Origin of the sequence: Pseudomonas sp. RW407 (assembly GCF_003176655.1) — a bacterium.
Taxonomy (GTDB): domain Bacteria; phylum Pseudomonadota; class Gammaproteobacteria; order Pseudomonadales; family Pseudomonadaceae; genus Pseudomonas; species Pseudomonas delhiensis.
Map to the genome: position 1 here is coordinate 1,508,241 of NZ_QGSL01000106.1, position 20,494 is coordinate 1,528,734.

General features: G+C 69.9%; 15 protein-coding genes. 5 read left to right on the plus strand and 10 right to left on the minus strand.

The annotated features are described in order from the left end of the window. Nucleotides 1-69: 69 nt before the first annotated feature. The 7 genes from DK254_RS23520 to DK254_RS23550 are packed head-to-tail and all read right to left on the minus strand — an operon-like array spanning nt 70 to nt 7,431. Nucleotides 70-1,083, minus strand: a complete 1,014-nt coding sequence (locus DK254_RS23520; RefSeq protein WP_109935714.1) for an HAD family phosphatase — start codon at nt 1,081-1,083, stop codon at nt 70-72. A gap of 14 nt (nt 1,084-1,097) precedes the next feature. Continuing rightward, nucleotides 1,098-2,411, minus strand: a complete 1,314-nt coding sequence (locus DK254_RS23525; RefSeq protein WP_109935715.1) for a BatD family protein — start codon at nt 2,409-2,411, stop codon at nt 1,098-1,100. Then, the gene (locus DK254_RS23530) at nt 2,408-3,994 is read right to left on the minus strand and encodes a VWA domain-containing protein (RefSeq protein ID WP_109935716.1); all 1,587 of its coding nucleotides are present in this window, start codon (nt 3,992-3,994) and stop codon (nt 2,408-2,410) included. The genes DK254_RS23525 and DK254_RS23530 overlap by 4 nt, the downstream gene beginning before the upstream one ends. Before the next feature lies 1 nt (nt 3,995). Continuing rightward, nucleotides 3,996-4,997, minus strand: a complete 1,002-nt coding sequence (locus tag DK254_RS23535; RefSeq protein ID WP_109935717.1) for a VWA domain-containing protein — start codon at nt 4,995-4,997, stop codon at nt 3,996-3,998. Then, nucleotides 4,984-5,490, minus strand: a complete 507-nt coding sequence (locus tag DK254_RS23540) for a DUF4381 domain-containing protein (protein ID WP_109935718.1) — start codon at nt 5,488-5,490, stop codon at nt 4,984-4,986. Before DK254_RS23540 ends, DK254_RS23535 begins: the two co-directional genes overlap by 14 nt. Next, a complete protein-coding gene (locus tag DK254_RS23545; protein ID WP_109935719.1) occupies nt 5,487-6,437 on the minus strand; it encodes a DUF58 domain-containing protein in 951 nt (316 codons plus the stop codon). The genes DK254_RS23540 and DK254_RS23545 overlap by 4 nt, the downstream gene beginning before the upstream one ends. A 13-nt stretch (nt 6,438-6,450) precedes the next feature. After that, on the minus strand, nt 6,451-7,431 hold the full coding sequence (locus tag DK254_RS23550; RefSeq protein ID WP_109935720.1) for a MoxR family ATPase: 981 nt from the start codon (nt 7,429-7,431) through the stop codon (nt 6,451-6,453). 350 nt (nt 7,432-7,781) lie between these two features. Between DK254_RS23550 and DK254_RS23555 the strand changes: the two genes are divergently transcribed. From DK254_RS23555 to DK254_RS23565, 3 genes are all read left to right on the plus strand, one after another. After that, nucleotides 7,782-9,038: an OmpP1/FadL family transporter gene (locus DK254_RS23555; protein WP_109935721.1), complete on the plus strand. Its 1,257-nt coding sequence runs from the start codon at nt 7,782-7,784 to the stop codon at nt 9,036-9,038. Between the two features lie 72 nt (nt 9,039-9,110). Next, a complete protein-coding gene (locus DK254_RS23560) occupies nt 9,111-9,779 on the plus strand; it encodes a DUF3313 domain-containing protein (RefSeq protein ID WP_109935722.1) in 669 nt (222 codons plus the stop codon). A gap of 139 nt (nt 9,780-9,918) precedes the next feature. Next, entirely contained in the window at nt 9,919-10,944 is a 1,026-nt protein-coding gene (locus DK254_RS23565) for an AraC family transcriptional regulator (RefSeq protein ID WP_109935723.1), read from the plus strand. On the opposite strand, the gene DK254_RS23570 is transcribed toward DK254_RS23565, so the two are convergent. Continuing rightward, complete coding sequence (locus DK254_RS23570) at nt 10,941-12,563, minus strand: mechanosensitive ion channel family protein (RefSeq protein WP_371921180.1); 1,623 nt, start codon at nt 12,561-12,563, stop codon at nt 10,941-10,943. The genes DK254_RS23565 and DK254_RS23570 overlap by 4 nt on opposite strands. 431 nt (nt 12,564-12,994) lie before the next feature. Between DK254_RS23570 and DK254_RS23575 the strand changes: the two genes are divergently transcribed. Both DK254_RS23575 and DK254_RS23580 read left to right on the plus strand, forming a co-directional pair. Continuing rightward, nucleotides 12,995-14,125 (plus strand): AI-2E family transporter, encoded by a 1,131-nt coding sequence (locus tag DK254_RS23575; protein ID WP_256595928.1) that lies wholly within the window; start codon nt 12,995-12,997, stop codon nt 14,123-14,125. 397 nt (nt 14,126-14,522) lie between these two features. Beyond that, nucleotides 14,523-14,780 carry a hypothetical protein gene (locus DK254_RS23580; RefSeq protein WP_089393320.1) on the plus strand — a complete coding sequence of 86 codons (258 nt, stop codon included), beginning with the start codon at nt 14,523-14,525 and terminating at the stop codon, nt 14,778-14,780. Nucleotides 14,781-15,651: 871 nt separating this feature from the next. On the opposite strand, the gene DK254_RS23585 is transcribed toward DK254_RS23580, so the two are convergent. Further along, a complete protein-coding gene (locus DK254_RS23585) occupies nt 15,652-18,141 on the minus strand; it encodes a LuxR C-terminal-related transcriptional regulator (protein WP_109935725.1) in 2,490 nt (829 codons plus the stop codon). Between the two features lie 249 nt (nt 18,142-18,390). Then, nucleotides 18,391-20,289 (minus strand): DUF1302 domain-containing protein, encoded by a 1,899-nt coding sequence (locus tag DK254_RS23590; protein WP_109935726.1) that lies wholly within the window; start codon nt 20,287-20,289, stop codon nt 18,391-18,393. Nucleotides 20,290-20,494 lie beyond the last annotated feature (205 nt).

Below are 20,494 nucleotides of genomic sequence, written 5' to 3' on the forward strand. Positions count from 1 at the left end.
TCGTGAGCCACGACTACGTTCACCGGGGGCGCCGACCGGCCGGCTGGCGCCCCGCTGCGATCCTGCGGTTCAGTTGTTTCCCGCTTGCTGTTCGAACGGATAGATCCGCTTCCACTCCTTCGCCATGTCCACTACCGTCCAGCCCTTCTCCGTGGCCTCGTCGAGCGCCTTGTCCAGGCGCCCGACCTTGCTCTGGCGGTCGTAGGCCCATTCGCGCTCGCCGTCGGTGTGGTGCACCAGGCCGGCGAAGCGCAGGCCTTCGCCCGCGGTGGTCCACTGCAGCATCTGCAGGTCGCCGTCGGAGTTGCCGAAGGCGAGGATCGGCCGGCGGCCGATGATGGCGTCGATGCTCTCGGGCTTGCCGGCGCCGTCGTCGTTGTGGGTGAGCTTGGGCAGGCGCTGGATCGACAGCGCGCCCTCGTCGTCCTGGAAGCGGGTGGCGAAGGTGGTGCCGATCACCTGCTCCGGCGGGATGCCGTAGACCTCCTCGGCGAAGGCGCGCATGAAGGCCACTTCGCCGCCGGAGACGATGTAGGTCTTGAAGCCGTGCTCGCGCAGGTAGCCCAGCAGTTCCAGCATCGGCTGGTAGACCATCTCGGTGTAGGGCTTGTGGCTGCGCGGGTGCGTGGCGCTGGCCAGCCAGCGCCGGGCGTTGTCGGTGAAGGCCTCGGTGCTCATGTTGGTGTGGGTGGCCATGACGATCTCCAGCAGGCCGCGCATGCCGGCCGCCTCCAGGGCCTTCTGGTCGTTCTCCAGCACCGCCTTGAACGGCATCTGCTCCTTCCACTCCGGGTGCTGCGGCGCCATGCGCTTCACCTCGGCCAGGGCGAACAGCACCTGGAAGTACAGCGGCTGCTCGGTCCACAGGGTGCCGTCGTTGTCGAACACGGCGATGCGTTCGGCGGGCTTCACGTAGTCCTTGCCGCCCTCGGTGCTCACCGCCTCGACGAACTTCACGATGGCCTGCCTGGAGGGCCCGTCGTTCCACGACGGCAGCACCTCGGCCGCCTGGGCCAGCAGCGGCAGGCAGAGCAGCAGGGTGAAGATCCAGCGCAGGGTGGGTGGCGTGCGGTGTGCGTACATGGGACGTCCTTGCTTCAGGGGTTCAACGGCTTGAGGCTGTGGTGCGCCGGTGCGGGTTCGTCGTGTTCGGCAACAGCCTTCGGCAGCCCGGGCAGCGCCTTCAGAAGCGCCTCCGGGGTGTCTGCACGGTGTTCGCGTCCATAGCGAGTTCTGAAAAACGCTAGCAAATAATCGACAGTCGGCTCGGGCAGGCGGCCAAAGGCGCTACTCATTTCGTGACATCCGGTGCGCCGGCGCAGCCACAGGTACAGCGCGCCCAGCTGCGGCGGCGAGCCTTCGAGCTGCGGGCGCACCTGGCGCCAGGCGTATTCGGGAGAGTCCAGCCAGGCCTGCTGGCGGCGCTGGCGCCAGCTGCGCCATTGGCCGACCAGCGGCGCGCCCCAGCGCTGCCCGGCGAATGCCAGCGCGGCCAGCAGCACCAGGGCCAGGCCGATGAGCAGCCAGTGCCCGGCGATGTGCACCTGGGCTTTCTGCCCCAGGCGGCGCAGGTCCTCGGTGATGGAGAACGGCGCCTGGTAGCCGGCCGCGCCCTTGGCCTCCAGGTCCAGGGCCGGCACGGAGGCGGTCTTCTGCTCGCCCGTGGCGGCATCCCACCAGCGCAGCTCGATGGCCGGCAGGCTGAAGCGGCCGGCCTCGCTCACCACGTAGGTCGCCGCATCCTCGCGCTCGCCGCCGTCGACGCCGCCGCGCCCGTCGCCCATGGGCTTCACCGTCGGCGTCTGCACGTAGCGGCGCAGCCCGTCCACCTCGGCGAAGGCCGGCGCCGGGATCAACATCGCCTGGGCCCCTTCGGCCTGCACGTGGAGGCGCCGAGTGACGCTGTCGCCTACCCGCAGCGGCTTGTGCGACTGCTCCAGCACCTGGCTGAAGTCGAGCTGCCGGGCCACCAGCCGCTGCGCCCCGGCCTCGCCGCCGGCGGGCTCGCGGGCGGTGAAATGCAGGGGCTGGCTGTGCACCGTCAGCGGCCCGCTGCCCTGCCCCGGCTGCACCTGGATGGCCAGGGCGGGAATGTCGAAGGCGCGGGCCTGCTGCGGGGTGATCTGGTAGCTGTAGCGCAGGCCGAAGAACGGCTTGCCGTCGATCTGCTCGGTGAGGTGCGTGGCCTCGCCGCTGGGCACCGACACCACCGCGCCGTCCAGCGCCAGCTTGGGCAGTTGCGGCGCTGCGCTGAACCAGGTGTCCACCAGCAGGTCCAGCTGCAGGCTGAGGGTGCCGCCCACCAGCACCGAGTCGCCCGGCAGCAGTTGGCTGCGCACCTTCACCAGCGGTTCGTCGGCCAGCGCCGGCACGGGCAGGGCCAGCAGCAGGCACAGCAGCAGGCGCTTCATGGCGTGGCCTCCGTGGCCGGGTTGCGCGCGGCGTCCTGCAGCAGGAACTTGCGCTTGAGGAAGCGCGCCGGCGAGGTGGTCAGGTTGCTCAGCCACTGCTCGTCGGAGCTGGCCTGGCCGGTCTGGCTCGGCACCGACTTGCCCTTGCCGGTGGTGTTGTCGAACACCTCCTTGTCGGCCTTCTCGTCCGGCGGCCCGGCTTCCTGCTGGGCGTCGCGGTCCTTCTGCAGGGCCTGCGCCAGGGCCAGGTTGGCCTTGGCCTCGGGGAAGTCCGCCTGGCGCGCCAGGGCCTGGCGGTAGGCGGCGATGGCCTGCTCGAACTTGCTCAGGCGCACATAGGTGTTGCCCAGGTAGAAATACGCTTGCGCCGTGTCCAGCCGGGCGAAGCTGGCCAGGGCCAGTGGGTAGTCCGCCGCGCGGTAGGCGGCGATGCCCTTCCAGTACACATCCTGGAAGTGCGCCGCGGCCTGCGGGTAGTGCTCGTGCTCGAAGGCCCAGCGGCCCTGCTGGTCGGCAGTGAAGAAGGCGTCCGCCAGCGGCCCGGCGTGTGCCGGCGGCGCCGGCCAGCCCAGGCCCAGGGCCAGCAGCGCCGCGCCCAGCCAGTGCACCTGCCAGCCCTTGCGGACGGCCAGCAGCGCCAGCGCCAGCAACGGCCAGCACAGCCAGTAGCCGGCGTCCTTCCAGTGCAGTTCGCGGCCGTCGTCCTGGGCCGCCTGGAAGTGCTGCTGGGCGTGCAGCTCGATCCAGTCCAGGTCGTCGTCGTTCAGCGTCAGGCTTCCCAGGGGAGCGTCGGCGGCGTCGGCCAGGCCCTTCAGGCCCTCGGCGTCGAAGCGCGCCAGCAGCGGCCGGCCCTCGGCGTCCTCCTGGCCGCCCTTGAGCAGGCCGCCGTCCTGGCTGCCCACGGCCAGCACCAGCACCTGCAGCTCGCTGCCCTGCAGGGCCTTGCCGATGGCGTCGAACTGGGTGCGGTCGGCGCCGTCGGTGACCAGCACCAGGGTGCCCGGCGCCTGCTCGGCGGCCAGCAGGCGCTTGGCCACCTCGATGGCGCCCAGGGCGTCCTTGCCGCTGCGCTCGATCAGGTTGCTGGACAGCGCCTGCAGGAAGCTGTCCAGCAGGGCCGGGTCCTCGGTAGCCGGCAGCACCAGGTGCGCGCTGCCGGCATAGGCCAGCAGCGCGGTATGGCCGCCGGCGCGGCGCTGGATGAGGTCGTGCAGCTTGTGCTTGGCCGCCTCCAGGCGCGAGGGCGGCACGTCGTCGGCGTCCATCGAGGGCGACAGGTCCAGGGCCAGGATCAGCGGCGCGCGGTTGTCGAGGAAGGCCGGACGGTCCTGCTCCCAGGTCGGCCCGGCGGCTGCGATGCCGCCCAGCACCAGGAAGGCGCCGAGCAGGTGCACCGGGCGCAGGCGCTGGTTGTCCTGCGGGGTGATCACCAGGTGCTGCAGCAGGTGCGGGGCGATGATGCCGTCCAGGCGCCGCGCCAGGTCGTGGCGGCGCGCCCACAGCAGCGGGAAGAGGACGCCGGGCAGCAGTGCCAGCAGCCACAGCGGGCGCAGGAAGTGGAAGGCGGCGAGGTCGATATCCATCTCAGCCCTCCACCTGCGTCTGGCGCCGCCCCGGCGCGCTCACGCGCCCGGCCAGGGCCGCCAGGCCATGGGCCAGCGCCAGGGCCAGCAGCGCCGCGCCCAGGGGCAGCCAGAACAGGTCGCGCTTGGGCTGGTGGCTGAAGGTTTTCACCTTGTGCGGGGTGATGCGGTCCAGGGTGGCGTACACCTGCTGCAGGGCACCGCTGTCGCCTGCGCGGAAGAAGCGCCCGCCGGTGGCCCGGGCGATGCCGCGCAGGCCGTCCAGGTCCACCTTGGCCTCGCCGCTGGCCGCGGGGTCGCCGATGCCGATGGTGTGCACCACGATGCCGTGCTCGCGGGCCATGGCCGCCGCGTGGTCGGGGGTGATGGCGCTGGCGGTGTCGTTGCCGTCGGTGAGCAGGATCAGCACCTTCTCCTGCTCCCGGGCGTCGGCCAGCAGCTTGATGGTCAGGCCAATGGCATCGCCCAGGGCGGTGTTCGGCCCGGCCATGCCGATGCCCACCTCGTCCAGCAGCATCAGCAGGCTGGCGTGGTCCAGGGTCGGCGGCGCCTGGGGGAAGGCGCCGGTGCCGAAGACGATCAGGCCGATGCGGTCGTCCTTGCGCCTGGCGATGAAGTCGCGCACCACGCTCTTCACCGCGCTCAGGCGGTCCACCTTCTGCCCGTCGGGGCCTGCGTAGTCGCGGGTCTCCATGGACTGGGAGATGTCCAGCGCCAGCATCAGGTCGCGGATCGGCCGTTCCTTCTCGATGGGCTTCTCCACCAGCACCGGGCGCGCACAGGCGGCCACCAGCAGGGCCCACACCAGCAGGTTCAGCCACAATTGCCAGCGCCCGCCGGCGGCCCGGCCACTGCCCGGGGCCTGGCCGGTGGCGCGGCTCATGGCGGCGAAGAACGGCACGCGCAGGGCGCTGCGCGACTCGTGGTAGGCGCGCAGGTAGCGGTACGCCAGCCAGGGCAGCGGCAGCAGGAACAGCAGCCAGGGATAATCAAACTGCCACATGGTGGACCTCGATCCAATGCCGGCAGGCTGCCAGCAGTGCCTGTACCTCGCTGTCGGCCAGGGCCTGCAGGCGCTCGGCCGGGGCGTAGGCGAGCAGCGCCAGGCGCTGCGCCAGGTCCGCCGGCAGCGGCGTGGCGCTGCGCCGTTGCAGGAACGCCTGCCACTGCGGCCCGCCCAGGCGCGCCGCGGCCTCGCCGCCGGGCAGCGACAGGGCCACGCGCTTGAGCAGCTGCGGTAGTTCGCGCAGGGCGCCCAGGCGGCGCTGCGGGTCGGCCAGCTCGGCGCTCAGTTGGTCCAGCAGGGCCAGGGCCTCGCGCCGGTAGCGGTCGCGCCGCCAGCGCAGGTAGCGCCAGGTGCCCCAGGCCGCCAGCAAGGCGACCAGCACCAGCGCCAGCACCAGCCAGCCCCAGGTCTGCGGCCAGTAGCCGGTGACCGGTGGCGGCAGCGCCAGCTCCTGCAGCTGGTCGATGCCCGGTACGGCGGCCAGGCTCATCGCGGCACGCCCGATAGCCGGCCCAGTTCGCCGCGCAGCTGCTCCAGGCTCTCGCGCCCGGTGCTGAACATCATCAGCGGCACCTGGCTGCGGCGCAGCAGCGTGGCCACGTCCTTCAGCCGCCCGGAGAGGAATTCGCCCAGCGGCTGGTGCACCTGGCGCCGGCCCACTTCCAGTTCCACCTGCAGTTCGCCCTGGGTGACGGTGACGCGGCCGCGGTCGGGAATCTTCAGGGCGATGGGGTCGAACACCTGCAGCGCCAGCACGTCGTTGTGCGCGCTCAGCTGGCGCAGCAGCTGCAGGGTCTGCGGGCCGACGCCGGCGAAGTCGCTGATGATCACGATCAGCGCGTCGTGCCCGGCCACCGCCAGGCACTCGCGCAGCACCCGGTCGAGCTGCCCCGGCGACTCGTCGTCGGTGCGTGTCGCCTGCAGCGAATGGTTGTGCCGCACCACCGCCGAGCACAGCGCCTCCACCCGCGCGCGGCTGCGCAACGGGCGCACGTAGTCGATGCGCTGGTCGCCGAACACCAGCCCGCCCACCCGGTCGCCGGCGTGGAAGGCCATCCAGGCGCCGATGGCCGCCAGCTCCGCAGCGGTCACCGACTTGAAGTTGCGTTTGGAGCCGAAGTACATGCTCATGCGCTGGTCCACCAGCAGCAGCGTCGGGCGGTCGCGCTCCTCGGTGTAGCTGCGCACGAAGGGCTTGCCGTAGCGCAGCGAGGCACGCCAGTCCAGGTGCCGCAGGTCGTCGCCGGGGCTGTACTGGCGCAGCTCGTCGAAGCTCAGCCCGCGGCCGCGCAAACGCGCCGCGTGGTTGCCGGAGAGCACGCTGGACAGCGGCTGCCGCGACAGGAAACTGAGCCCGCGCACCTGGTGCTCCAGCAGCATCAGCTGCTCCAGCGAGGCGTAGACGAAGCCGTCGGCGACGGGCGTTGCAGGGGCCATGGCTACCCTCCCCTCAGGCCGGTACCGCGACCTTGTCGAGCAGCCGGTCGACCACCTGGTCGGCGCTCACGCCGTCGGCCACGGCGTCGTAGGACAGCAGCAGGCGGTGGCGCAGCACCGGGTGCAGCACGGCGCGCACGTCGTCGGGCGAGACGTAGTCGCTGCCGGCCAGCCAGGCGTGGGCGCGCGCCACGCGGTCCAGGCTGATGCCGCCGCGCGGGCTGGCGCCCACCTTGATCCAGCGCGCCAGGTCCGCGTCGTAGTCGGCCGGGCGGCGGGTGGCGTTGATCAGGTCGATCAGGTAGCGGTCGATGGCCTCGGCCACGTGCACCTGGCCGACCTCGCGGCGGGCGGCGAAGATCGCCTCCTGGGCCAGCGGCGCGGGCGCCTCGGCGGCTGCGCCGGCCTGCTGGCGCTGCTCCTCGGCGCGCACCAGGCGCAGCACCTGGGTCTCGTCCTCCACCCTGGGGTAGTCGATCAAGAGCTTCATCAGGAAGCGGTCCATCTGCGCCTCGGGCAGCGGGTAGGTGCCTTCCTGCTCGATGGGGTTCTGCGTGGCCAGCACCATGAACAGCCCGGGCATGGCGTGGGTCTGCCCGGCCACGGTGATCTGGCGTTCCTCCATGGCCTCCAGCAGGGCCGCCTGGACCTTGGCCGGGGCGCGGTTGATCTCGTCGGCGAGGATGACGTTGCCGAACAGCGGGCCGGGCTGGAACTTCAGCTGGTTGCCGGCCTCGGTCTGCTGCAGGATCTCGCCGCCGGTGATGTCCGAGGGCAGCAGGTCGGGGGTGAACTGGATGCGGCTCATGCGCGCGTCGAGGTTCTTCGACAGGGCCTTGACCGTGCGCGTCTTGGCCAGGCCGGGCAGGCTCTCCAGCAACACATGGCCGTTGGCCAGAAGCCCCAGCAGGATGTTGCGGATGGTCTCTTCCTGCCCCAGTACCTGCGCACCGACGCTGGCTTCCAGGCTGGCGATCTGCTCACGTGTGCTCACTGTCTTTTTCCTTGTTCCGGCCGTCGCATCGCATGCGGTTTCCCTGCGGCGGGCGCACCATGCCTGGCGCTTTGCCACTCCACTGCGCTGGCGCAGGGTTGCCCTAACTCTAGTCCGCGGCCCGGTCGGCGCCACGGCAAAAGCCGCACTGTCGTGTAATGAACATCCCCGTCGCGGCCCTGGGCCTGCGAGGTTGCGTAACCGCTGTCAGTATCTAGGCTGGTCTGTGTCACAACACTCCCCCAAAGGGGTGGTAGCCGCGCACGCAAGGGCGCCGGCACCGCCGACAACGAGCAAAAGGAAGCGCCGTGGCGAGCAAGAAATTCCGTCGTTTGCGATTGAACCCAGCCATGCTGGCAGGTGCGCTGGGGCTGGCCGCCGGCAGCGCCTGGGGCGCCGATGCGCTGATCTACGAAGTGGGCCAGGAAGGCACGGGCCTGGCCAACGCCGGCGCCGCGGCGCTGGCCCGCGACCCCAGCGTGCTGATGAGCAACCCGGCGGGCATCACCGCGCTGGCCGGCACCCAGATCAACGCCAACGGCCAGGTGCTGCTGGGGCACTACAAGTTCTCTCGCGACGACGCCAACCAGTTCGACGGCAACGAAGGCGGCAATGCCCTGAAGTACCTGCCCGGCGCCAGCCTCTTCGTCAGCCACCGCATCGACGAAGACAACGCCATCGGCTTCGGCGTGTACGGCAACTTCGGCCTGGCGGTGGACTACGACGACGACTGGGCGGGCCGCTACTTCACCCAGGAGGCGGCGATTCTCAGCGTGTCCCTGCAGCCGACACTGGCGCACAAGTTCACCGACAAGCTCTCCGTCGGCATCGGTCCGCGCCTGGTGTACGGCTACTACCGCACCGAAGTGGCGGTCAACAACAGCCTGCTCGGCCTGGTCGACCGCCCCGACGGCCAGCTGGAATACAAGGACACCGACGTCGGCACCGGCTTCAACATCGGCCTGCTCTACGAACTGAACGAGCGCACCCGCGTCGGCCTGGCGTACACCAGCAAGGTCAAGCTGGAATTCAAGGACCGCCCGGACCTGGACAACATCAGCAACCCGCTGCTCAACGCCGCCCTCAACCGCCTCGACGTGGACAAGCTGGAACTGGACCTGAACATCCCGCAGACGGCCCAGCTCAGCCTCGCCTACGACCTCGACCCGCAATGGACGCTGCTGGGCAGCCTGGGCTGGCAGGACTGGAGCGACTTCGGCGACATCGGCGTGGAAGTCGATGCCAACGCCGGCGGCGTCAGCCGCACCGTCGACCGCCAGTACAAGGATTCCTGGCATGCCTCGGTCGGCGCCCAGTACCAGGCCACGCCGAAACTGCGCTGGAGCATGGGCATGGGCTACGACAGCCCGATGGTCGACGACGGCGACCGCACCGTGGACAACCCCGCCGGCGCCGTCTGGCGCTTCGCCACGGGTATCAACTACGACCTGGGCGACGGCATGGACGTGCACTTCGCCTACACTCTCATGTGGCTGGGTGATATGGACGTCGAGCAGACCAAGTCGCGCTCCGGAACCACCCTCTCCGGCACCTACAAGGATGCCGCACTGCATGCCCTGGCCGCGGGCGTCACCTGGCGCTACTAGCGGCCAGCGGACAACCCTGGCCGTGCACCCGATCCCCTACCCTGTCATTACCGTCCAACAAGGAGCAACTCGATGAAGTTGAAGTCGTTAGCGGTATCCGTGTGCCTGGCGTCCCTCGTGCTCTCCGGCTGCGCGAGCAAGTACGTCGAGCCCGAGCAGTACTCCGGTTTCCTCAAGAACTACAGCGTGCTGAAGGAAGAAAAATCGCCTTCCGGAGCACCGGTCATGCGCTGGATCCAGCCGGGCATCGACGTCAACCGCTTCACCAGCGTTTATGTCGAGCCGAGCCAGCTCTATCCCCAGCCGCAACCCACCGAGAAGATCCCGCAGAGCACCCTGAGCGGCATCACCACCTACTACGACCAGGCCCTGCAGACGCAATTCGCCAAGGCCCTGCCATTGGCCAGCGGCCCCGGCCCGGGCGTGCTGGTGGTGCGCCCGGCGATCACCGGGGTGAGCGCCTCGACCAAGGGCCTGCAGCCCTACGAGGTGATCCCCATCGCCCTGGTGGCCGCCGGCGTCAGCGTCGCCACCGGCATCCGCGACCAGGACACCAGCATCGCCACCGAGGCGGCCTTCCTCGACGGCGGCAACAGCCAGGTGGTGGCCGAGGTGGTGCGCAAGGGCGCCGGCGCCGAGCTGGAGAACTCCTCCCAGGTCATGAAGGCCAGCGACGCCCGCGCCGTGCTCGACGGCTGGGCCGCGGACATGGTCAAGTCGTTCCAGGCACTGAAGAAGTAAGCCCCGCCGCCCGGGGCCCCGCTGCCCCGGGCGCCTTTTCCGCAGCACCCCATACACGACAGCTCATCGCCCCAGCGTGCAGGCCCCACCTCGGCGGCCATACTGACGGGCAACCCACCGGCTACGAACAAGAACGGACATGGATAGCATTCGCGGCACAGCCTTTCTCAAATTCGGCGAACTGGTCACCGAGCGCGGCGCCTCCGTGCGCGACTTCCTCGCCCCCCATCGCATCGGCCTGGACGTGGTCGGCAGTTTCGACAAGCAACTGCCCTACAAGAGCCTGGTGCAGATCTTCGAGGGCAGCGCCCGGGCCCTCGACCTACCGCACTTCGGCCTGGAGCTGGCCACCCGCCAGGGCTTCGCGCTGGCAGGCCCGCTGCAGCACCTGGCCCACTCCGCGCCCACGGTGGGCGACGCCCTGGTGGCGGTGATCCGCTACATGAGCATATACAGCCCTTCCATCCTCTATCGCCTGGAACGCCGCCCCGGCCAGGCGCTGCTGTACTTCGACAATGCCCTGCCCAGCAACATCCAGACGCCGCAGATCGTGGAGAAATCGGTGCTGCACGGCAAACTGCTGGTCAGCGAAGTGAGCGGCACCCCCTGGACTCCCAAGGCCGTGATGTTCCGCCACCAGGCCGTGGGCGAAATGGAGACCTATCGCGAGTACTTCGGCTGCCCGGTGCTGTTCGGCCAGGACCACAACGCCCTGGTCATGCCCGCGGAGGTGCTGCAGCGCGCCTGCCTCCACCACGACGCGATCCTGCACTCCATCGTGCGCTTCTACCTGGAGACCTACAGCGACGTCAACGACGACCTGCGCGAGAAAGTGGCGCGCAAGATCCGCATCCTGCTGCCGAACCACCGCTGCAGCCTGGAGCAGGTCGCCCACGCCCTCGGCCTGCACCCCAGGACGCTGCAGCGGCGCCTCGCCGACGATGGTATCGACTTCGAGGAACACCTGGACCGCATCCGCCGCCGCCAGGCCGAACAGATGCTGCGCCGGACCAACCTGAGCGTGGCGCAGATCGCCAGCGAGCTGGGCTACCGGCGCACCACCTCGTTCTGCCGCGCGCACCAGCGCTGGTTCGACATGACGCCCCTGGAGCACCGGCGCCTGCACGGCGACCCCGGCATCATCATGCCGGGGGCCACCGACTAGCGGCGCGGATCGGCCCCGGGGTCGCCCTCCCCGGCCGGTGGCGCGGCCGGCGCGCTGTACCACCTGTCCCGGGGTACCCACTTCTCCTGCGCGGGGTCGGCCAGGTAGTGCGGCGACATGATCTGCACGCCGTATTCGTTGAACACGTCCTGGATGTTCGCGTGCAGCAGGCTCAGCAGCTCGGCGCGCGGCCGTGGCTCGCTGGGCACGGCCTGGGCCACCAGGCGGTACTCGGGGTAGAAATCCGACAGGCCGGTCTGGAACACCTGCGGCCGGGGCTTGCCGAGAATGCCGTCGGTGCGCCGGGCGGCCTCGATCAGCATCGCCTCCACCTGGCGCCAGGGCGTGTCGTAGCCGATGGTCACCACGGTGTCGACGATGTAGCCGGTGCCCTGCACGGCGCGCGAATAGTTGCGCGTCACCGAACCGGTGATCATCGAGTTGGGCAGCGTCAGCACCTCGCCCAGGCCGGTGCGGATGGTGGTGTTGAACATGCCCACCTCGGTGACCGTGCCCTCGTTGTCGCCCACCCGCACGTACTCGCCCACCCGGAGCGTGCGCGAATAGGTGAGGATGAGCCCGGCGGCGGCCTGGCCGACCATGCTCGACGCGCCCAGGGAGATCATCAGGCCCAGCAGCACCGAAAGCCCCTTGAAGGCGTCGGTGCCCGAGCCCGGCAGGTACGGGTAGGCCATCACCAGGGCGAACAGCCAGATGGCCAGGGACGTCAGGCGCGTGGTCGGCTGCAGCGTCTCCACGGTTAGCCAGCGGATGTTCCCGGGGCGCGCCAGGCGTTCCAGCAGGCGCCGGCTGAAGCCGCTCACGCCGCGGGCGATGAAGAAGATCGCCACGGCCACGGCGATGCCCGGGATGGCGCCGACGATGCCGTCCAGCAGGTAGTCGGCCAGCTCCAGCAGGTAGACGTTGAGGCTCTCGCCCCAGGGCCGCGTGTAGGGGAACTGCGAGAGCACGAAGCTCAGCCACTTGTAGCCGCACAGCAGCACCACCGCCCAGTACAGCAGCGCCAGCAGGCGGTCCACCAGGTAGAACACGTACTGCATGTCCAGCAGCGGCGTGTGCCCGACCTTGATCTGGTAGGTGCGTTCACGCATCAGCAGCGGCAGCCGGCCGCGCAGCTTGCGCCGCAGGTAGCCGGCGCCCTTGAGCAGCAGCGCATAGACCAGCGTGGCCAGCGCCGAGAACCCCAGCGCCATGAGCAGGAAGCGCAGGCTGCGCGCCTGGCCGGTTTCCTCCACCACCACGCGCAGGTTGGCCGCGGCTGCCCGGGCCGCCTCCTGCACCGAGCCGCCGGGCACGTCCAGGTCCAGCGGCGAGACGATGAACGCCCGCCGGCCGCCCAGCAGCACCAGTTGGCTGTGCAGGATGGTATCGACGCCCACCTTCAGCTCGTCGGTGCCCTGCAGGGCCTCCTCGATCACCGCCTTGGCCCGCTGCGCGCGGGCCGCCGGCGTCTCGCCCAGCAAGGTGGCGTGGAAGGTGATGATGCTGCGGTTGGCCACCTTCAGCTCCGCCGGCGTGCCCGGCACCCCTTCCGTGGCATCGGCCGGCACCTCCGCCAGCACCCACCCCGGCAACGCGACGAACAGCAACAGCAGCATGCTGAACCAGCGCCTCATGTACTCCACTCCTTGGCCCTCGCTGCGGGCATCGATGGCTACACCTGCGGGCACGCACGGGTGCCCTGGCTCAAGCGTAGCCACTGGCGCGACATTCGTCGGCGCGCCGGCGGCACCTGCCGGAAACATCGACTGCGCCACAGTTCCCGGCCGCTGCGGCAGCCACCGCCGGCTATACCTAGGTTGTCGCCCACCCGGCCTCCGGGCGGGCGGCTCTCGTGTTCCGATGCAATGGCCTTTTTGGCCCGCCGACGTTGCGGGCGAGCGCTCCCCGCCGGGCCCCGCCAGGCTCCTGGGCCCGGCCCTGGCGGGGGCCTGTCGTTCAAAGAGAAGGCCGGTTTTTCCCCTGCGCTGGCGAGCCCCGCGCGTGCGGCTAGCCTTCAGGCAACGCACCCGCAATGGAGCTTTTCCGCATGGCCGCCCGCAAGTTCCTCGAGATCAGCAGTGCCCGCGACTACCTGGACGTCCTGATACGCGCCGGGCTGATCGCCGGGCTGGTGATCTTCTGCTACGAAATCTTCCGCCCCTTCCTCGGCGTGATGCTCTGGGCGGTGATCCTCGCCGTCACCCTGCACCCGCTGAACGCCCGCATCGCCGGCGCCCTGCGCCTGTCCCCGGGCAAGGCCGCCACCCTGCTGGTGCTGCTCGCCCTGCTGTGCCTCATCGTGCCCCTGGCCTTCCTCGGCGAATCCATCGCCAGCTCCGTGCAACTGGCGCTGCACTCGGCCCAGGAGTGGAAGCTGGAAATCCCCCCGCCCACCGAGGCCGTGCAGGGCTGGCCGGTGATCGGCGAGCCGCTGTACCGCATCTGGATGCACGCCTCCCAGGACCTGAGCTGGGCCCTGCAGCAGGTGGCCCCGCACCTGAAGGACCTGAGCAAGACCCTGCTGGTGAAACTGGCCGGCGTGGGCACCGGCGTGCTGGTGTTCGTCTTCGCCCTGATCATCGCCGGGCTGTTCCTGGCCAACGGCGAGCGCAGCGCGCACCGCGCCACCGTCATCGCCCAGCGCATCTTCAGCCCCGAGCGCGGCGCCGAACTGGCCAGCCTGTGCGCGGCCACCATCCGCGCGGTGGCCCAGGGCGTGGTGGGCATCGCCTTCATCCAGATGCTGCTGGTGGGCGTGGGCCTGGTGCTGATGGGCGTGCCCGGCGCCGGCCTGCTGGCCCTGCTGGTGCTGTTGCTGGGCATCATGCAACTGCCGGTGCTGCTGATCACCCTGCCGGTGGTGCTCTACGTGTTCAGCCAGGACGGCGTGGGCGCCACCACCATCCTCTTCGCCATCTGGACCATAGCCGCGGGCCTGTCGGACAACGTGCTCAAGCCGCTGATGCTCGGCCGCGGCGTCTCCGTGCCCATGCCGGTGGTGCTGATCGGCGCCCTGGGCGGGATGATCAGCAACGGCATCATCGGCCTGTTCATCGGCCCGGTGGTGCTGGCGGTGGGCTACGAGCTGTTCAACTCCTGGGTGGACCAGGTGCAGAACGGCGGCGAACAGCCGGCGGCGGAAAACCCCGCGGGCGAACCGGGCGCCGCCCACCCCTGAATGGCGAAGGGCGGTACATACACCGCCCTCGCTCCGTTTCAACCGAAAAGTCCCACGCGCATTCGCCCTTGTGGTCTTACAAGGCGAGCCCCTAGATTCGGTCCGTCACGGTGATCCCGTGGCCGGGCGTCGCAACCCGAAACCGCATAGAAGCGCACGAAGCGCCAATGCATCTTGCACAGGCGCTTTTTCTTGCCTGCTGCACGGTGCAGTCATGGCGGATCGTGCGGGTCAGGCTCCAGCCTGGCCGGTTTCTGCTTCTATGCACCGGTTTGCGACCCCCGCACGGTCCGCCGCCCTTTTGGGCCGCGGCCCTTCCCACTCCCATGAGGCAAAGGACATGCGCTACCTCTCCACACCGTGCATCCGTTGCCGACCCGCCCCCTGGAGGTAGCCCGTGCCCGAAGCGAAGCTGGAACCCCTGCAGCACCAGTCGTACGAAGACGTCCTCTTCGTCAACCCCAATGCCCCCGCCAACCACCTGTTCGAAGCCGCCGAATCGCGCCTGAGCCGCCTGGAAGACATGCTGCGGGTACTGGAGAACCACGAAGGCTCCGACGTCCTGGTGATGGAAACCGCCCGCATCGCCTCTGCCCTGGCGCCCCTGGCCGGCGAAGCCAAGCAGCTGTACGCCCTGGCCCACCAGGCGCGGTGATGAAGCCGCCACCGTTGCAACACCGACAATGCCCTCCGACGACGAGGGCATTTTTCTACCCGCCCCCATCCAGCCGTAGGGCGCATAACGCCTAAGGCGTTATCCGCGAGGCGCGCCGATACCTCCTGCTATCGCGGACAGAGTCCGCTCCTACGGTTCCAGGAAGCACGATCGTAGGAGCGGACTCCGTCCGCGATTGGCCCCCGGCTACGCTGGACACCCCGGCGGCACGAATGGCGGCGGATAACCGCGAACGGTTATTCGCCCTACATTGCCCCACCCACGCCATCCCCTGTAGGAGCGCGCCCTGCGCGCGAATCGCGCGCAGGGCCCGCTCCTACAGTCACCCTGAGGCATGGCGTTCCCGTAGGGCGCATAACGCCTACGGCGTTATCCGCCGTTTTCATCGGGCCTCAGCGCATCGGCCAACGGCGGATAACCGCGAACGGTCATCCGCCCTACGTTGCCTCACCCACGCCATCCCCTGTAGGAGCGCGCCCTGCGCGCGATTCGCGGGCAGGGCCCGCTCCTACAGTCACCCTGAGGCATGGCGTTCCCGTAGGGCGCATAACGCCTACGGCGTTATCCGCCGTTTTCATCGGGCCCCGGCGCATCGGCCAACGGCGGATAACCGCGAACGGTTATGCGCCCTACGTTGCCCCACCCACGCCATACCCTGTAGGAGCGCACCCTGCGCGCGAATCGCGGGCAGGGCCCGCGCCTACAGTCACCCTGAGGCATGGCGTTCCCGTAGGGCGCATAACGCCTACGGCGTTATCCGCCGTTTTCGTCAGGCCCCGGTGCATCGGCCATCGGCGGATAACCGCGAACGGTTATGCGCCCTGCCCCGGCCAGCGATTTCGCGCAGGGCTCAATGCACCAGGCCCAGGGCCTTCGCCCGGACGATGGCCTGGGTGCGCCGCGACACACCCAGCTTGTTGTTGATGCGCTGGGCGTGGCTTTTCACCGTGTGCAGGGAAATGTGCAGGCGCTCGGCGATCTCCTGGTTGGCCAGGCCTTCGGCGATCATGCCCAGCACCGAGCGCTCGCGCCGGCTCAGTTGGCTGACGTCCACCGCCTCGCCTTCACCCTCGCCGGCCCTTCCGGCCCAGCGTGCAATCTCGGGGCGGAACGAGTGCCAGTAGGCCTGGGTGCCGGGCCCGCCGAAGCGCCTGGCCTGGGCCAGTGCATCGAACAGGGCCGCCTGCGCCTTGCGTTGCCGGCCGCCGGCCAGGTGCGCCTCGGCCAGGGCGAAGCCCAGCTCGGCCGCCAGCTCCAGCTGCCTCGCCCGTAACACCTCCTGCAGCCAGGGTTGCAGCACCTCGGCCAGGTCCTGCCCGGCGGCCACGGCGGCTCGGGCCTGGAGCAGTTCGAACTGCCGGCGCGCATCCACGCCGGGGAATTCCAGGTGCCAGCCCGGCCGCTCCAGGCACAGCGCCAGGTAGGCGGCGGCCAGTTCGGCACAGCGCCTGTGCTGGCCTTCGCGCAGCCACAGGCGGGCACGTAGCAGGTCCAGCTGCGGGCGGTACAGCGGTTCCGCGACACGCAGCAGCTGCATGCAGCGCAGGGCCTCGGTGAGCCTGGCATAGGCGCTGGCCAGGTCGCCCTGGGCGGCATCGATCTCGGCCAGGCCGGCGTGGGCCCAGGCCACCGCGGGGTCGGCGGCGGCCCCGCAGAATGCCAGGCCTTGCGCATACAGCTCCCGCGCCTCGGCCAGGCGCCCCTGGTGCCAGAGGTTGCGGGCGAGCTGCAGCTGCGTGCGGCCCCGCACCCGGCCGCCGAGGGTCGCCAGTTCGCTGTTCGCGCGCCTCAGCACCCCTTCGGCGCGGGCGAACTCGCCGCGCCATTCCAGGCGCCGGGCGTGCTGGAGCACCAGCATGGCCTCCAGGGTTCGGCAATCGCGGTCGCGAACCACCCTGGCCACGGCGTCTTCGAGCTGCCTCACGGCGTCGTCGCGGCCTTCGGCCTGTGCCTGTTCGAGCAGCGCCAGTTGCGTCAGCACCCGCACCGCCCAGGCCTGCCCGGGCAAGCCCTGCAGGGCCTGCTCCAGCGTCGCCGCGGCAGCCACTGCATCGCCTGCACGCAACTGCAATTGGCCGACCAGCGCCTGCCAGTGCCCGAGCCATTCGGCCTGACGCTGCCGGCACGGGCTCGGCAGGAAGGCGGCGAGTTGCCCGGCGCAGGCGCTGGCCTCGTCCAGCCGGCCGGCGAGCAGCAGCGACCAGGCCCGCAACAGGACCACCTGCGGCGTACTGCGCAGCAGGGTTTCCGGCAGGCGTTCACTCCAGCACAGCACCGCCGCCGGCCCTTCGCCGTGCAGCAGGGCCTCGATACCGATGCGCGCCATCAGGCTGGCCGCCATGTCCGGCTGCTCGGCCAGCAATGCGTAGTGCACCGCCTGCGCTTCCTCGCCCAGTTCGACGAAGTACTGACACGCCTGGCGATACAGGCAAAGCCGGGTCGACGGCGGCAGGCTGGCCGCCAGCGCGCCCGCCACGGCGGGGTGGACCCGCAGGCGTTCCTCGCCCGGCCCCACGGGCTCGACGAAGGCCCCGGCGTCAAGCAGCGCGGACAGCAGATGGGCGCCCTCGCCCGCTTCGAACAGGTGGCCGAGCAGGTGCTTGTCGAAATCCGCCAGGCAGGCCAGCTGGCACAGCGCCTGGCGCTGGCGCGCCGGCAGGCCGTCGAGCAGTTCGCAGTGCAGGTAATTCAGCAACAGGCGCTCGCGGCCGATCGGCGGCTCGCCCAGGCGGGCGGCCAGCAGGTCCAGGGCGGCGCCGGCGCACCAGCCATGGGTGCGCTGCAGCAGCGTGTCGGCCTCCAGCGACGGGGCCGCCTGCTGTTCCAGCAGCGCCTGTAGCTCGGCCCCGGTCAGGGCCAGTTGCCGCGCATCCACTTCGTGCAGGTCGCCGGCCAGCAGCAGGCGCGCCAGGGGCCAGGCCGGGCGGCGCCGGCTGGCGACCCACCAGCCAACCTGCGGCGAGGCGAGCTGCAGCAGCCGGCCCACCAACCTTTCCACCTCTTCGCCGGCGCCGCACAGGTGGTCGAGCATGATCCACAACGGCCGCTCCTGCTGCGCCAGGCGCGCCTCCAGCGCCTGCTCCGTGGCCTCCTGCAGCCCCAGCATGGAAGCCAGGCGCTGCACCACTTCGCTGACGCCGATGCGCCGGCCGCGCAGGTCCAGCCAGCACAACCCGGTGTTCGCCGGGGCTGCCTGGGCGCAGGCACGCAGCAGCAGGCTCTTGCCACTGCCGGCGCAGGCGCAGAGCAGGCGAAGGCGCGGGTTGCCCCGAAGCAGCGGCTCGCTCAGGCGCGGGCGTGGCAGGTGGTCCAGCGGCAGGTCGGGCAGGTTGTGCGGCATGGTGCGGGGAGACTCCGGGCGCGGCTGGGCGTTTTTCAGCCAATGCTAGGAAGCGCGCCGGACAAGGTTCATCCCCCGGACGGGGGAAAAAAGGGCGGCCCGGGGGGCCGCCAAACCACGGAGTTGCTCTGTCGACGGCCGGAGAGGCCGCCCGCCGGGAGCGGCGGGAAGTAAAAGGGGCGGCCCACAAACCGCCCGAAGCGGATGTTGCCGGTGTGGGCGGCGGACCAGGGCCCGCCGCCCTTGCCTTCAGAAGTTCACCCCCAGGCTCAGGGCGACGAAGTCACGGTCGCTGGAGGTGTTGTAGTCGCCACCGAAGAAGTTGGTGTACGACAGGCTGGCCGTGTAGGTGTTCAGGTAGTCGGCGTCCAGGCCCAGGCTGATCGCCTTGCGGCCTTCCTCGAAGTTGCCGCCCGGGCCCGGCGAGAAGCCATCGACGTCGTGGGACCAGGCCAGGCTGGGCTTGAGGTTCACCCCGGCGAACACGTCGTTGTAGTCCCAGATGGCGCGCATCCGGTAGCCCCAGGAGTCGGTGGTGGTGAAGCCGTCGCTGTCGCAGTAGCGGCTGACGTTCTTGCCGTTGGCGCCGACGGTGTTGGCGTTGATGGCCCGGCAGGTATTGTTGGGCAGTTCGCCGGGGCCGAAGACCGGGTCGCGGCCGTAGCGTACGTCGTGGCTGCTTTCCAGGCCGCCGACGTGGGTCCAGCCCACCTCGCCCACCAGGGTCAGGCGCTCGGCGCCCATGACCTGGTCGAGGAAGTGGGTGAAGGTGGTCTGCAGCTGGGTGATCTCCTTGCGCTCGTAGCCGGCCAGGGAGCTGCCGGGGATGGACGCCGGGTCGCCGCCGGCCAGGGAGAAGTTGGAGAAGGCGGCAAACGCCGGGTTGATCCCGGCCAGGCCGCGCACGCCGCCGTAGAGCAGGTCGGTGGTGTTGATCTGCACCGGGGCGTTGGGCCGGTAGCTGATCTCGCCCTGCCAGGCGGTACCGGTGGGCAGCGTGGTGGAGAAGCTCAGGCCGTAGAGGTGGATGTCCTCGGGGTACTCCATGAAATAGCTGCTGCCGCCGGCGACGTTGGCGATGGCCACGCCCTGGCGCGCGGCGGCCGGCACCTGCGGCACGGCGCCGGCGAGCACCTGTGCCGAGCGAACGTAGGTGGCGCGGTCGGCGGCGTTGACGCTGAGGATCGGCAGGCGCGAGTGGTAGTTCATGTAGTAGGCGCCGAATTCGGTGTCCAGCGCATCGGACATCCAGTGCAGGGCCATGCCGTACTGGCCGCCGTCGCGGGCGTCCTTGTCGCCGCTGCGCGGCACTATCACGCCCTCGCGGGTGGTCTGGTAGCCGAAGGCCGGGCCGAACGGCGCCAGGGCCGGGGACAGCACCGCCAGGTTGTTGCTGCAGCCATCGGCCACCACGTCGGCCTGGGAGAAGAAGGTGCCGCAGTTGTCCACCACCGTCTGGTCCCATTCCAGCTGGTAGAAGGCGTCCGCCGACAGGGAATCGGTGATGTTCTGCGAGACATAGAACATGTTCACCGGGATCAGGCCTTCCTTGATCTCGGCGCCGGGCCGGCGGAAGGCGGACACGTCGATGGGGTTGATGGCGTTGATGCCGCCCTGGATGAAGGTGCTCTCGCCCCAGCTCACCACCTGCTTGCCCAGGCGCACGCTGCCCGGCAGGTCGGCGATGCTGTAGTTGTGGTAGACGAAGGCGTCGAGCAGCTCGGCGCCGGAGGACTTGGCGCCTTCCTTGCGGCCGCTGTCGTCGATGTCCTTGAACAGGCGGCTTTCGTCCTTCAGCTCGAAGTCGTACCAGTACTTGCCGCGGACGAAGACGCCGGTGTCGCCGTACTTCAGCTCCAGGTCGTGGATGCCCTTGAAGATCTTCGAGAAGGTCTCGCCGCGCTTGAAGTTCAGGTGCGCGTCGTCGGAAGTCTGCGACAGGCCGCGGCCACCGTTGTTGCCGCCGATGAAGTCCTTGTCCGGCTTGCTCGTCGACCAGCTGGCGCCCACCGACAGGCTGGAGTCGAACTGCCCCTCGATCTCGCCGATGTTGAAGGTGACGGCCTGGGCGTGCCCGCCGATGCCGACCGCGACCGCCGCGGCCAGCGCCTGCAGCGGGAACCCGGCGCGCTTTCTCGTTGTACTCATGCGGCTCTCCCCATTCTGGGTGTTTTTGTTGGCCGCAGAAGCTAATCAGCCGAGCCGGTGCGTCGAAAGCAACCTAGTAGTGATTCGAAATTCATACCTTTCGCGCAAGGCCGCACTCCACCGGGGCCCGCCCGGGCCCGCCCCCCATTTGGGGGACATTCTCCGCCGCGGCGGATTGCTAGCTTGGCGTCAGGGCCGAACCTGC